Below are 12,512 nucleotides of genomic sequence, written 5' to 3'. Positions count from 1 at the left end.
AGGCCTTTGCCAATATCGTCGTTAACTTTTTGATTCGTCACTATTCGCTTCGGGCTACGCGGCTCGAGCCCAAGCAGGGTACAAGGATAACGGCATGCAGGTTACCACGCCCATTTCCGGCCGGCGCGGCTGGCGCCAAGCCATGGCAATGTATCTGCGGCCGCGCCTGCTGCTGGTCCTGATCCAGGGCTTCGCCAGTGGTCTGCCGCTGCTGCTGACGCTGTCGACGCTTAGTTATTGGCTGGCCAAGGTCGGTGTCGATAAGACGACGATCGGCCTCTTCGCCCTGACCGGCACGCCCTATACCTTCAAATTCCTCTGGTCGCCGATCATCGACCAAGTGCATCTGCCGGTGCTGGGGCGGTGGCTCGGCCGGCGTCGCGCCTGGCTGTTTCTCATCCAGATATTGCTGGCGGCGGCGATCCTGGCGATGGGCCATACCGATCCGGCCATTGCACCGCTGCGCACCGCCATGGCCGCGCTGGTCGTCGCCTTCCTCTCGGCCAGCCAGGATATCGTCATCGATGCCTATCGCATCGAGATCCTGGCGGATGAAGAACAAGGTGCTGGCGCTGGCGCCACCCAGACCGGCTACCGTCTCGGCCTTCTGCTGGCGGGCGCCGGCGCCCTCGCCCTCTCGGATTATCTGGATTGGCAGATCGTCTTTGCCGTGCTCGCCGCCGCCATGCTGCTCTCGGCCATTGTCACGCTGATCGCGCCGCGGGCCCCCGAACCGGTGCGGCCGGCACCCCGAAACTACCGTGAATGGACCGCCGAAGCCGTGATCCGGCCCCTGGCGGACTTCGCGCAGCGGCGCGGCTGGGTCGTCATTCTGGTCTTCATCCTGTTCTATAAATTCGGCGATGCGATCGGTGGCATCATGGCCAATCCGTTCTATGCGGCGATGGGATTCAGCGGATCCGAGATCGCTCTGGTCAGCAAGCTCTGGGGCGTCTGGATGACGGTGCTCGGCGGGCTGATCGGCGGCATCCTGGTCGCCCGGATCGGCATGTTCCGCACGCTGATGATCGGCGGCGTCCTGCAGGCCTTGACCAATTTCACCTTCTGCATCGTCGCTTGGCGCGGCCATGACCTCTATGCACTGACCGCGGCGATCACGGCCGACAATCTGGCTGGCGGCGCGGCCGGTGCGGCGATGGTCGCCTATCTTTCGCGCCTCACCAATATCGCCTTCACGGCCACGCAATATGCGCTGCTGACCTCCTTCATGGCTTATGGCCGCACCTTGATGTCGGCCGGCGGCGGCTGGCTTGCCGATCAGATGGATTGGGCATCATTCTTTGCTTTGACCGCCTTGCTGGCCGTTCCCGGATTGCTGCTGCTCTATTGGTTGAGCCGCCTCTATCCGGGCGACGATCGGACATTGGTGGAGAAGACGGCATGAGCGAAGAAGCTGCCGCGCTGCCGCGCGTTGAAATCGAATTCTGCACGCAATGCCGATGGCTGCTGCGCGCCGGCTGGATGGCCCAGGAATTGTTGACCACGTTCCAGGATGAAATCGGCGAGGTCGCCCTGATCCCGGGTACCGGCGGCATTTTCGAAATCCGCAGCCAGGGCCGCCTGATCTGGTCGCGCAAGGCTGAGGGACGTTTCCCCGATCTGAAAGAAGTGAAGCAGCGGCTGCGCGACGTCATCGCCCCGGAGAAACCGCTCGGCCATTCCGACCGCAGGGATCCGGCCTCCTGATCCATCACAATTTCATTGTGACGAGGACTCGCAACGACACGCCCGAGATTTCGATACGCCTCCGCGCGATCGAGGCCACACTCCGCTATCGACTCACCGCGACGGTTGATCGAAGCAGGAGGCGCCGTATCACGGCCGATTGGAATGCCGAGCTTTGCCGTCAATTCGAACAGGACGGACACGTCCGGCTAGGTAACCGCTAAACCTGATGGCAGTCGATGATCCCGAGCCGATCGTCGATCTGGACTGCAGTCCGGGGCAATTCGACCGAGCTTCCGGTGAAGCGCTTTCCGACGGCAGATGTGCGGGGTCGATAGCGCCGACGACATGCTGGCGAGTACCAAAGAACGTCTGCCGGACTACCCGTTCATGAAGGGAGATGAAAACCTAGTTCCTGGCGGCCTATCATCGCGAGAAGGACGCAGCTGAATCTTCTGCCGTCACTGCAAGGGCGGCAGCGGGAAGGCGAGAACCTCATTGGTATAGGTTTCCACCACCTCGCTGAAAGGCGTGCCATCAGGCAGGGTGAGGAAGGCCTGATGCTGCAAGACCTGCGACGGCACCTGCAATGTCGCCGTTGCCGCCGGGAGCTGAGCGCCGGTCTCCCAGCCTGTCGGCAGCGGCGACCATAACAGCTTGGCCGACAAGGTATGGCGCTGGAAATGCAAGGCCTTGACTGCGCGGCCGAAAGCGATGTCGCTGCTGTCCAATTGCCGGTTCATCGCCGGGGTCAGGCGGCTCGGCACATACCAGTTATCCGCTTCCGACAGCACGTGATCGCCGCAAGCGAGCTTGACGCGCCGATAGCGGATCGGCTCGCTATCACTGACTTGCAACAACTTTCGCTGTTCGGCCGTCGGCGTCTTTTTCGTTGCGCGGTCCAACTGGGCGACGATCTTCGCGGGCGAGGCGAGGTGGTGGTCGGCGCACCAGCGATCCAGGGTCAAGGTCGCGCTGTCGTGACTGAGCAAATCCGCGTTGAGCGATTGCAGCAGCGCCAAAGCCGCCAGTCGTGTCTCGAATTGATCGGGCCAGGGGGCTGGTCCGGCGGCGCGGCTCGTTGCGCCGCTGGCGGCGAAGATAATGCTCAGAAAGAATACTGAAAGGTGCAAGCTTCGACGCATCTCTTGCTCCGCTGATCGATACGAAAAACCCGTCCCCACGGTAGCGGAGACGGGTTTCCGAGATCAATTGCCGAGCGGCAGCCGATGTTTGCTTACGCAGCCTTCATCAGGTTGCGTAGCACGTAAGGCAGAATGCCGCCGTGACGGAAATATTCCACCTCATCCAGCGTATCGATGCGGCAGATCACTTTGATCTCCTCGCTCTTCTGATCGGCGCGGGTGATCTTCACGGTCACATCCATACGCGGCTTGATGCCGCCGGCAAGGCCGATAATGTCGAAGATCTCCGAGCCGTCGAGTTTCAGCGTCTTGCGGTCCATCCCTTCCTTGAACTGCAGGGGCACAACGCCCATACCGACGAGGTTGGAGCGATGGATGCGCTCGAAGCTTTCAGCGATCACCGCCTTGACGCCCAGCAGCAAGGTGCCCTTGGCCGCCCAGTCTCGGGAGGAACCGGTACCATATTCCTTACCGGCGATGACGATCAGCGGGGTCTTTTCAGCCTGATACTTCATCGAGGCATCGTAGATCGGCATGACCTTGCCTTCCGGCATGAGCTTGGTGATGCCGCCCTCGGTACCCGGCACCATCTCATTCTTCAGGCGGATATTGGCGAAGGTGCCGCGCATCATCACTTCATGATTGCCGCGCCGCGCGCCATAGGAGTTGAAATCCAGCGGCTGTACGCCATGGTCCATCAGATAAAGACCGGCCGGACCGTCCTTCTTGATCGAGCCGGCAGGCGAGATGTGGTCGGTGGTGATGGAATCGCCGACAATTGCCAGTGGCCGGGCCTGATGCACGTCGCTGAACGTGCCCGGCTCCTTGGTCATATGGGTGAAATAGGGCGGATCCTGCACATAGGTGGACTGGCTGTCCCACTGATAGGTGAGGCCCTTCGCCGTCTTGATCTTCTTCCACTTGGCATCGCCGGTGAAGACGTCGGCATAGCGGGTCTTGAAAGCACCCGCCGTCACCGACTTCCGCACTGCATCGGCGATTTCCTGATTGGTCGGCCAGATGTCCTGCAGATAGACCGGCTTGCCCTTCTTGTTATAGCCGATCGGTTCCTTGGTGATGTCGATCTTCATGCTGCCGGCCAATGCATAGACGACGACCAGCATCGGCGAGGCAAGGTAATTTGCCTTCACCAGCGGATTGACGCGGCCCTCGAAATTGCGATTGCCCGAGAGCACCGCCGCGGCCACCAGATCGCCGGCGGTCACGGCATCGCCAATCGGTTCCGGCAACGGCCCGGAATTGCCGATACAGGTGGTGCAGCCATAGCCGACCAGATTGAAGCCGAGCTTGTCGAGCGACTTCTGCAGGCCGGATTTCTTCAGATAATCGGTCACCACCTGTGAGCCTGGGGCGAGGGATGTCTTGACCCAGGGCTTGGTCATAAGACCGAGAGCCACCGCCTTCTGGGCGACGAGGCCGGCGCCCAACATGACGTTAGGATTGGACGTGTTGGTGCAGCTGGTGATCGCAGCAATCACCACATCGCCATCGCCGAGATCATGCTTCGCACCTTTGACCGGGACGCGGTGTTCATCGCCTTTGCGGCCAAAGGTCTCGACCAGGCCCTTGTTGAACTGCTCGGCGGCCTGGCTCAGCGGTACGCGGTCCTGCGGACGCTTCGGGCCTGCGAGCGACGGCTCAACGGTGCTGATATCGAGTTCCAGCGTGTCGGTGAAAACCGGATCGACCGACTTCTTGTCGCGCCACATGCCTTGGGCCTTGGCGTATTTTTCCACCAGAGCGATGCGATCCGCCTTGCGGCCGGTCGCCTTCATATAGCGCAACGTCTCGGCATCGACCGGGAAGAAGCCGCAGGTGGCGCCATATTCCGGCGCCATATTGGCGATGGTCGCGCGATCGGGCAAAGACAGGTCGTCGAGGCCGGCGCCAAAGAATTCGACGAACTTGTTGACGACGCCCTTCTTGCGCAACATCTGCGTCACGGTCAGCACCAGATCGGTGGCGGTGGTGCCTTCCTTCAGTTTGCCGGTCAGTTTGAAGCCGACCACTTCGGGAATCAGCATGGAGATCGGCTGGCCCAGCATGGCCGCTTCCGCTTCAATGCCGCCGACGCCCCAGCCGAGGACGCCAAGGCTGTTGACCATGGTGGTGTGGCTATCGGTGCCGACCAGCGTGTCCGGATAAGCCAGGGTCTTGCCGCCGGTCTTCTTGCCCTTCACCGTGGCGGTCGGCTCCTTCTTGGTCCAGACCACCTGGGCCAGATGTTCGATATTCACCTGATGGCAGATGCCGGTTCCCGGCGGCACGACGCGGAAATTGTCGAAAGCGGTCTGGCCCCAGCGCAGGAAGGCGTAGCGCTCGCCATTGCGCTCGTATTCCATCTCGACATTCTTCTTGAAGGCGTTCGGGCCGGCAAAGAAGTCGACCATGACGGAATGGTCGATGACCAGGTCGACGGGGGAGAGCGGATTGATCTTCTTGGGATCGCCGCCCATCTTCGTCATGGCGCCGCGCATTGCCGCCAGATCGACCACGGCGGGGACGCCGGTGAAATCCTGCATCAACACCCGGGCCGGGCGGTAGGCGATTTCCCGGTCGGAGCGCTTGGCCTTCAGCCATTTTGCCATCGCCTTGATGTCGTCCTGGGTCACTGTGCGCCCATCTTCATAGCGCAGGAGGTTTTCCAGCAGCACCTTCAGCGAAACGGGCAGGCGGCTGAGATCGCCCAGCCCCGCCTTTTCTGCGGCTTTCAGGCTGAAATAGTCATAGGACTTTGTCCCGACCGTCAAGGTTTTACGGGTCTTGAAGCTGTTCAAGGCAGCGGTCACGAGGAATCTCCCGATCTTACAGATAGTCTAGAGGGACGACAGCAACCCCACCGGCTTAGCCCCGCGGCGGGTTGACTTGCCGTACGCTTATTGCAGCAATCTTCTTGCCCCATTCTGAAAATTGACCAAACGGGCAACTGCCACAACCGAATTTTCCAAAGGTTCTTTGTGAGGTGTGATCACAAGCCACTTTCCGGCGAGAAAAGCCGCAGAGCAACCTGCTTGGCGGTTTATAACATGTTCGTGATGACGCTTCGAGGTCGAAGCGGCCAGCCTGTACGGTCTTTTGGTGTCGATGATCATTTGAATTCATTTCATCCGCCTGGCCTTGCCGGGCGATCTTGAGACCGCCGGGCGGCGAAGGCGTCGGCCGCAAGAGGGCCGGAAACACAATTTTGCCATTTTCTCGTCTTATTGAGGCCACTGGATTGGATGACAGTACCTCCAACAGAGATCATCCCCTCTGTTGTCTCGAGGTGACCGACCCACCTCCCTACGATTGCCTGCCTCTCGTTCGGCAAGCCTTCGGGATGTTGGACGATGCGACGGGTAAAGGTCGATAACGGTACTCCGTGATACCCCCGAGCGGAGTGTCGTGTCAGGGTCTAGGCGCCGCGATCCACCCCCATCCCCGAGGATCGCGGCGCCACCCATTTAATCAGCAAGTGTTAACGACCAACATTTCGCCGAGCTGTTCGCCGACAGCACCGCGGACGCTTCCCGGTGGCCTTGCCGACTTCCTATCTTGACGCCCTTGCCTTATGGTGCCGCAGCCAGCTCTCCGAGGGCGGAGTGCAGTATCAACAGGATCGGGTGTCAGAACCGCAATGCCGTCGTTCGAAGGTCGAGAACTTGCCTGCCAACGCGGCGAGCGCCTGCTGTTCCACCACCTCGATTTCACGCTCGATGAGGGCGAAGCGCTGATTCTCGTCGGCGCCAATGGCAGTGGCAAATCCAGCCTGCTGCGTCTGGCAGCCGGGCTGTCGCGGCCGGCCGCCGGGGCGCTTATTTGGGATGGCCGCGAAATCACCCGGGATCTCGATCTCCATCATCGCCGGGTCATCTACCTCGGCCATGCCGACGGGCTGAAGGCCGGCCTGACGGTTCGGGAAAATGTGAAATTTTGGAGCGATCTGGACGGCGCCAGGGGAAGTTTGGATGAGGCGCTGCAGACCTTCGATTTGACCCCGCTCGCGGATTTGCCGGCCCGCTTTCTCTCCGCTGGCCAACGCCGGCGGGCCACGCTTGCGCGACTGGCGCTCGACCGATCGCAGCCGGCGCAAATCTGGTTATTGGATGAACCGACCACGGCGCTCGACCGGGATGGCCAGGCGGTTCTATCCTCCCTCATCCAGCGCCACCGGTCGGCTGGCGGGCGCGTGATGCTGGCCAGCCACGATCCGCTGCCGGAGCTACTCGGCCGGCGGCTGCGCGTTGATGATCACCTCGCGGCGGTCGCATGACGGCGGCATTTGCTCTTCTCTTGCGCGATCTTCGCCTCGGTCTTCGTCAAAGCATCGACGTCGCGATTGTTGTGCTGTTTTTTCTTGCTGCCGGTATCCTCTTCCCCTTTGCCGTCGGGCCTGCTCCCGGCACGCTGTCGCAGATTGCCGGCGGGGTCGTGCTGGTCATGGCTGCATTGGCGGCGCTGCTGTCGCTCGACCGGCTTTACCAGCCGGATTACGAGGATGGCAGTTTGGACGGCCTCATCCTCTCTCCCTTGTCGCTGGAAGTCGTGGCGCTGATGAAGGCGCTGAGCCATTGGTTGAGTACCGGGCTACCCTTGATGGTGGCGGCGCCGTTGCTTGCTTTGATGCTCAATCTGCCGGCTGAAGCCTATCTACCGATGCTTGCCGCGCTGGGCTTGGCAACGCCGATCCTCAGCCTTCTGGGCGGGTTGGGCGCGGCCCTCACGTTAGGGAGCCGTCGCGGTGGCGTGTTGCTCACTTTCATCATTCTGCCGCTTTACGTGCCGGTTTTGATCTTTGCCGTTGCAGCCATCGACGCGGCCCGGCTGGGCTTCGCCGGTCAGCAAAATTTTCTCTTTATTCTCGCCGGTCTCGCGCTTGCGACGCTCGCTTTGACCCCTTGGGCAACGGCTTCTGCTCTCCGCCAGGCGGTGGGCTGACGCCCTCTGGATTTACCGAACCTAGAGGCGCCCTTGAACAGCGCCGCAATGTGACCTTAAAGCTGAAGGTCGCTGCGCATCGGGAATGCCCCAACAATCCCTATACCCGCGATAGTTTTGTTGCATTACGGCAACAGCTGCGCGATTTTGACCACAGTCCGTATCGCTGGTGAATTCCACATGGATTCAACCATAACATTCAGCATATTCTGATCAGTGCCCGGTGGGTGATCGCCGGGCAACTTGCTTTCCACGGATTGCATTTCTGACTGTCCCAGGGGGTTATAAACCATGAATCGCCACTTTAAGTTGGCTCTCCTCGGCTCGTGCTTGCTGGCTGTCGCCGCTTGCGCCGGGCCGAATCGCGAGCCCGATCTGACGAATATCCAAACCAACGTCGACAAGACGCGCGAAGGTGATTTCGGCCAGTTCCTCTACAACCTGGTGGAAGCCGAGAATAAGGCTCAACAGGCGGACGACATTAAGGCGGATATCGATTCTGCGGCGCCCTATCTCTATACCGACCTGCCGTTGCGCCAGAAAGGCGTACGGTTGGCCGAAGAGGCTGCCGAGCATCGCCGCAAGGCCGAGGAAGCCTTCAACCGCATCCTCGATCCGATTCGTGCCCGCCTGGCTTATTTGGAATCCCTGCATGTGCCGCAGAGCGTCGGCCCGCAGAAGGTTTCGCTGTATTTCGATACCGGCAGCAGCCGCATCCGCGCCGAAGACAAGGCGAAGCTCGAAGAGGCGGCCAACTTCCTCAGCCAGTATCCGATCGCCCATGTGCAGATCGATGGCTATACCGACACCCAGGGTTCGGCCGGTGCCAACAAGGCTCTTGCGCGTCGCCGCGCCAGCGCCGTCGCCGAGGCCTTCAAGAAGCTGGGCGTGCCGCTCTCGACCAATACCAAGATCGTCGCGGTCGGCGAACAGCCGGGCGCGCCGGAGAACACGAAGGACCAGGAAAACCGTCGCGTCGACCTGCTGGTCGCCCCGCACGGCACCTACAACAAGGGCCAGTAACCACCGGTCTTTGCTTTTGGTTGAGTTTCGGCCCGCGGATCAATTAGAGCGCCAATTCTCAATCGGACCAGTCGAGCAGGGCGTCCTTCGGGGCGCCCTGCCTGCTTTTGCTCGTTTTCCAAGTTACCCGCGCCGGTATTGCGACGCCCCCGTGGCGAGTTGCCGCGCGGTCTTACTCCAATTGCCGACTGGCATCGCCGTCCTGCACCCTATATAAATCGCGGACCATGCACCGCTTTGCCAATCCGGGACGCTTTTTGCGGCTGGCCCACCGCCTGCAACCCTGGCTGGTCACCGCCACTGTGATCGCGTTTGCCGCAGGTCTTTATTATGCGCTGTTCCATTCCCCGGCCGATTACCAGCAGGGGGAAACGGTGCGCATCATGTATATTCATGTGCCGGCGGCCTGGATGGCGCTGTTTGCCTATTGCACGATTGCGTTCGCCAGCGCCTGCGCCTTGATCTGGCGCCATCCCTTGGCGGATGTGGCAGCCGAGGCCGCCTCGCCCCTCGGCGCCGGCTTTACCCTGATCGCATTGGTTTCCGGTTCGCTCTGGGGCAAGCCGATGTGGGGCACCTATTGGGTGTGGGATGCGCGCCTGACCTCGTTCCTGCTGCTGTTTTTCCTCTATCTTGGCCATATTGCGCTCAGCCAGGCTTTCGACGATCGCCAGCGCGGCCGCCGGGCTGCCGCCATTCTCGCTTTGGTGGGGGCGATCAATGTGCCGATCATCAAGTTTTCCGTCGATTGGTGGAATACGCTGCATCAACCGGCAAGTATTATGCGGATGGGCGGGCCGGCCATCGACCCCAGCATGCTGGTGCCGTTGCTGCTGATGGCCGCGGCCTTTCAGTTGTTCTTCTTCGCCGCGCTGATTGCCCGGATGAAGGCGGAATTGCTATCGGCGCGGCTGCGGACCGCCATGTTCAACCGTCTGCGTGCCGGAACCACCGGCACTGCAGGCTAGCCGCTCCGCGAGGCCAGGCGTATGGAAGCTTTATCGACATTCTTCGCAATGGGCGGCTACGCCGCTTATGTCTGGCCGGCCTATGGCGTTGCAGCCATCATCTTGATCGCCTTCACCATCGATAGCTGGCGCCGGGTGCGCATGGCCGTCGCCAATCTGCGTCGGCTGGAAACTGCCAATATGTCAGTTAAATCCAGATCATCCGCGCCGCAACCGGCCCGCACCGGCACGCCGGCGAATGGCGGTTCGGACGAGCTCGCCGGCCCATGACCCGCAAGACAAGGCGCCTCTACCTCATCGTCACCAGCCTGCTGCTGCTCGGCGTTGCCGCCGGGCTGGTACTGAATGCGCTTAGCGACAAGATCGTCTTCTTCTTCAGCCCGACGGAAATAACGGCGAAACCGCCATCACCCGGCAAGGTCGTGCGGCTTGGCGGCTTGGTCGAATCCGGTAGCCTGCGCAAGCTGGACAATGCCGGCACCATCAGTTTCACCCTCACCGATCTCAAGAAATCGGTGAATGTAAATTATCGCGGTATCCTTCCCGATCTCTTCCGCGAAGGGCAGGGTGTAGTGGTGCAAGGCAGCTTCAACAATACCGGGCAGTTCGTCGCCATTGATGTGCTGGCCAAGCATGATGAGAAGTATATGCCGCCGGAAGTTGCCAAGGCCTTGAAGGCCTCCGGCCGCTGGGAAGAAACGGCGGGCCAGGTCGGCAGCAGCCAAGTCGGCAGTAACGCGAACGGAAGCATTCAATGATCACGGAAATCGGCCATTACGCGCTGGTACTGGCGCTCATTCTGGCAGTCGCCCAGGCCACCCTGCCGCTGATCGGTGCGCAGCGCGGGTCGCGGCCCTGGATGGCGCTCGCCCAGCCGACGGCGATTGGCCAGTTCGGCTTTCTTGGTCTGTCGTTCCTGGCGTTGATCCACGCTTATGTGGTGTCGGATTTCTCCGTCGCCGCGGTTTACGAGAATTCCCATTCTGCCCAGCCGCTGATCTACCGGATCGCCGGTGCCTGGGGCAATCACGAAGGGTCGCTGCTGCTCTGGGTGCTCATCCTCGCACTGTTCGGGGCGCTGTTGGCCTTGTTCGGCGACAACCTGCCGCCGCGTTTGCGGGCGCGGGCATTGAGCGTCCAGGCAATGATCAGCGTCGGTTTCCTGCTATTCATGCTGTTCACCTCCAATCCCTTTGCGCGGCTCGATCCGGCACCGCTCGAGGGCCGCGAACTCAATCCGCTGCTGCAGGATCCCGGCCTCGCGACCCATCCGCCGATGCTCTATATCGGGTATGTGGGGCTCTCCATGGCCTTCTCCTTTGCCATTGCCGCTTTGATCGACGGGAAGGTGGATGCCGCCTGGGCGCGCTGGGTGCGCCCATGGACGCTGCTCGCCTGGACGACGCTCACCGCCGGTATCGTGCTGGGCAGCCATTGGGCCTATTACGAACTGGGCTGGGGCGGCTGGTGGTACTGGGACCCGGTGGAAAACGCCTCTTTCATGCCCTGGCTGATCGCCACCGCCTTGCTGCATTCGGCGATTGTCGTCGAAAAGCGGGACGCGCTCAAAGCCTGGACCATTCTGCTCGCCATCCTCGGCTTTGCCTTCAGCATGCTGGGCACCTTCCTGGTGCGGTCCGGCGTGATCACCTCGGTCCACGCTTTCGCCCAGGATCCGGCGCGCGGTCTCTTCATCCTCGCCTTGCTGACCGTGGCCATCGGCGGCTCTTTCGTGTTGTTTGCCTGGCGCGCGCCGATCCTCAAGGCCGGCGGCATGTTTGCGCCGATCAGCCGTGAAGGCGCGATGGTGATCAACAATCTGCTGTTGGCGACCGCGACCGCCACGGTGTTGCTGGGTACGCTCTATCCGCTGATCCTCAGCGTCAGCGGCGGCGGCACGGTCTCGGTCGGCACGCCGTACTACAACGCCACCTTCGTTCCTCTGACCTTGCCGCTGGTGGCCTTGACGGCGATCGGTCCCTTCCTGGGCTGGAAGCGCGGCGATCTACCGGCGGCCATGCAGCGCCTGACCTTCGCCTTCATCGCCACCTTCATCGCCGCGGTCTTGACCTGGTGGTGGAGGACCGATGGTCCGCTGCTGGCGGTCCTCGGCATCGCGATCGGTGTCTGGCTGCTGGCCGGCACCTTGCTGGAATGGGCCGGGCGGGTGAAGCTGTTCCGCACCGATCTGGCCACGAGCTGGTCGCGCGCCGTCAATCTGCCCCGCGCCGCTTATGGCATGACCCTGGCCCATGCCGGCCTTGCGATCGCCATCATCGGCATGACCGGCGCATCGGCCTGGAAGGTCGAGCATATCCAGGTGATGCATGTCGGCGAGACCGTTGAGGTCGGCGACTATGCCTACCGGCTCGACAATGTGCAGACCCTGCCGGTGGAAAATTACCTGGCGGAACGCGCGACCTTCACCGTGCTGCAGGACGGCAAGACCGTGACCACGTTGCAGCCGGAGCGCCGGCAATATCTGGTGCAGCCGATGCCGACCACGGAATCGGCCGTTCACACCACCTGGAAACAGGATCTTTATGCCGTCATCGGCGAGCCGGACGGAAAAGGCGGTTGGACGGTGCGCTTCTATCATGAACCGCTGGTGATCTGGATCTGGGGCGGCGGTTTCGTGATGGTCTTCGGCGGCCTGATTTCGCTCAGCGATCGCCGCTACCGGGTCGGTGCGCCGAGCCGGGCTCTGGCGGCGATCCGCGCGGCGCGGGCGTGAGAAAGGCGGGAGTCTCGC

Annotated in this window: 11 protein-coding genes; 9 read left to right on the top strand and 2 right to left on the bottom strand. The window is 61.7% G+C overall.

Annotation, left to right across the window (positions count from 1 at the left end; all coding sequences use genetic code 11):
• Positions 1-94 precede the first annotated feature (94 nt).
• Positions 95-1,405, top strand: a complete 1,311-nt coding sequence (locus tag SMD27_RS03455) for an AmpG family muropeptide MFS transporter (protein WP_320506928.1) — start codon at positions 95-97, stop codon at positions 1,403-1,405.
• The gene (locus tag SMD27_RS03450) at positions 1,402-1,707 is read left to right on the top strand and encodes a SelT/SelW/SelH family protein (RefSeq protein ID WP_320506927.1); all 306 of its coding nucleotides are present in this window, start codon (positions 1,402-1,404) and stop codon (positions 1,705-1,707) included. The genes SMD27_RS03455 and SMD27_RS03450 overlap by 4 nt, the downstream gene beginning before the upstream one ends.
• Positions 1,708-2,147: 440 nt before the next feature.
• On the opposite strand, the gene SMD27_RS03445 is transcribed toward SMD27_RS03450, so the two are convergent.
• Both SMD27_RS03445 and acnA read right to left on the bottom strand, forming a co-directional pair.
• Positions 2,148-2,831 carry a hypothetical protein gene (locus SMD27_RS03445; RefSeq protein ID WP_320506926.1) on the bottom strand — a complete coding sequence of 228 codons (684 nt, stop codon included), beginning with the start codon at positions 2,829-2,831 and terminating at the stop codon, positions 2,148-2,150.
• A gap of 92 nt (positions 2,832-2,923) precedes the next feature.
• Positions 2,924-5,641 carry an aconitate hydratase AcnA gene (gene acnA / locus SMD27_RS03440; protein WP_320506925.1) on the bottom strand — a complete coding sequence of 906 codons (2,718 nt, stop codon included), beginning with the start codon at positions 5,639-5,641 and terminating at the stop codon, positions 2,924-2,926.
• 827 nt (positions 5,642-6,468) lie between these two features.
• Here acnA and ccmA point away from each other — a divergent pair.
• From ccmA to SMD27_RS03405, 7 genes are all read left to right on the top strand, one after another.
• A complete protein-coding gene (ccmA, locus tag SMD27_RS03435; protein WP_320506924.1) occupies positions 6,469-7,104 on the top strand; it encodes a heme ABC exporter ATP-binding protein CcmA in 636 nt (211 codons plus the stop codon).
• Complete coding sequence (gene ccmB / locus SMD27_RS03430) at positions 7,101-7,769, top strand: heme exporter protein CcmB (protein ID WP_320506923.1); 669 nt, start codon at positions 7,101-7,103, stop codon at positions 7,767-7,769. Before ccmA ends, ccmB begins: the two co-directional genes overlap by 4 nt.
• 291 nt (positions 7,770-8,060) lie before the next feature.
• Positions 8,061-8,792: an OmpA family protein gene (locus tag SMD27_RS03425; RefSeq protein ID WP_320506922.1), complete on the top strand. Its 732-nt coding sequence runs from the start codon at positions 8,061-8,063 to the stop codon at positions 8,790-8,792.
• Positions 8,793-9,019: 227 nt separating this feature from the next.
• Positions 9,020-9,760, top strand: coding sequence for a heme ABC transporter permease (locus SMD27_RS03420; protein ID WP_320506921.1), 741 nt, complete (start codon positions 9,020-9,022; stop codon positions 9,758-9,760).
• A gap of 21 nt (positions 9,761-9,781) precedes the next feature.
• Positions 9,782-10,030: a heme exporter protein CcmD gene (gene ccmD, locus SMD27_RS03415; RefSeq protein WP_320506920.1), complete on the top strand. Its 249-nt coding sequence runs from the start codon at positions 9,782-9,784 to the stop codon at positions 10,028-10,030.
• Positions 10,027-10,518, top strand: a complete 492-nt coding sequence (ccmE, locus tag SMD27_RS03410) for a cytochrome c maturation protein CcmE (RefSeq protein ID WP_320506919.1) — start codon at positions 10,027-10,029, stop codon at positions 10,516-10,518. Before ccmD ends, ccmE begins: the two co-directional genes overlap by 4 nt.
• Entirely contained in the window at positions 10,515-12,494 is a 1,980-nt protein-coding gene (locus SMD27_RS03405; protein ID WP_320506918.1) for a heme lyase CcmF/NrfE family subunit, read from the top strand. Before ccmE ends, SMD27_RS03405 begins: the two co-directional genes overlap by 4 nt.
• Positions 12,495-12,512 lie beyond the last annotated feature (18 nt).

It is taken from the genome of Dongia soli, from assembly GCF_034044715.1.
Lineage (GTDB): Bacteria > Pseudomonadota > Alphaproteobacteria > Dongiales > Dongiaceae > Dongia_B > Dongia_B soli.
This window is presented reverse-complemented; position numbering and strand designations above follow the sequence as displayed.

Excerpts from the sequence above, each read along its gene's own strand:
- SMD27_RS03455 (WP_320506928.1), top strand. The coding sequence starts at position 95 with ATGCAGGTTACCACGCCCATTTCCGGCCGGCGCGGCTGGCGCCAAGCC.
- SMD27_RS03450 (WP_320506927.1), top strand. The coding sequence starts at position 1,402 with ATGAGCGAAGAAGCTGCCGCGCTGCCGCGCGTTGAAATCGAATTCTGC.
- SMD27_RS03445 (WP_320506926.1), bottom strand. The coding sequence starts at position 2,831 with ATGCGTCGAAGCTTGCACCTTTCAGTATTCTTTCTGAGCATTATCTTC.
- ccmA (WP_320506924.1), top strand. The coding sequence starts at position 6,469 with ATGCCGTCGTTCGAAGGTCGAGAACTTGCCTGCCAACGCGGCGAGCGC.
- ccmB (WP_320506923.1), top strand. The coding sequence starts at position 7,101 with ATGACGGCGGCATTTGCTCTTCTCTTGCGCGATCTTCGCCTCGGTCTT.
- SMD27_RS03425 (WP_320506922.1), top strand. The coding sequence starts at position 8,061 with ATGAATCGCCACTTTAAGTTGGCTCTCCTCGGCTCGTGCTTGCTGGCT.
- SMD27_RS03420 (WP_320506921.1), top strand. The coding sequence starts at position 9,020 with ATGCACCGCTTTGCCAATCCGGGACGCTTTTTGCGGCTGGCCCACCGC.
- ccmD (WP_320506920.1), top strand. The coding sequence starts at position 9,782 with ATGGAAGCTTTATCGACATTCTTCGCAATGGGCGGCTACGCCGCTTAT.
- ccmE (WP_320506919.1), top strand. The coding sequence starts at position 10,027 with ATGACCCGCAAGACAAGGCGCCTCTACCTCATCGTCACCAGCCTGCTG.
- SMD27_RS03405 (WP_320506918.1), top strand. The coding sequence starts at position 10,515 with ATGATCACGGAAATCGGCCATTACGCGCTGGTACTGGCGCTCATTCTG.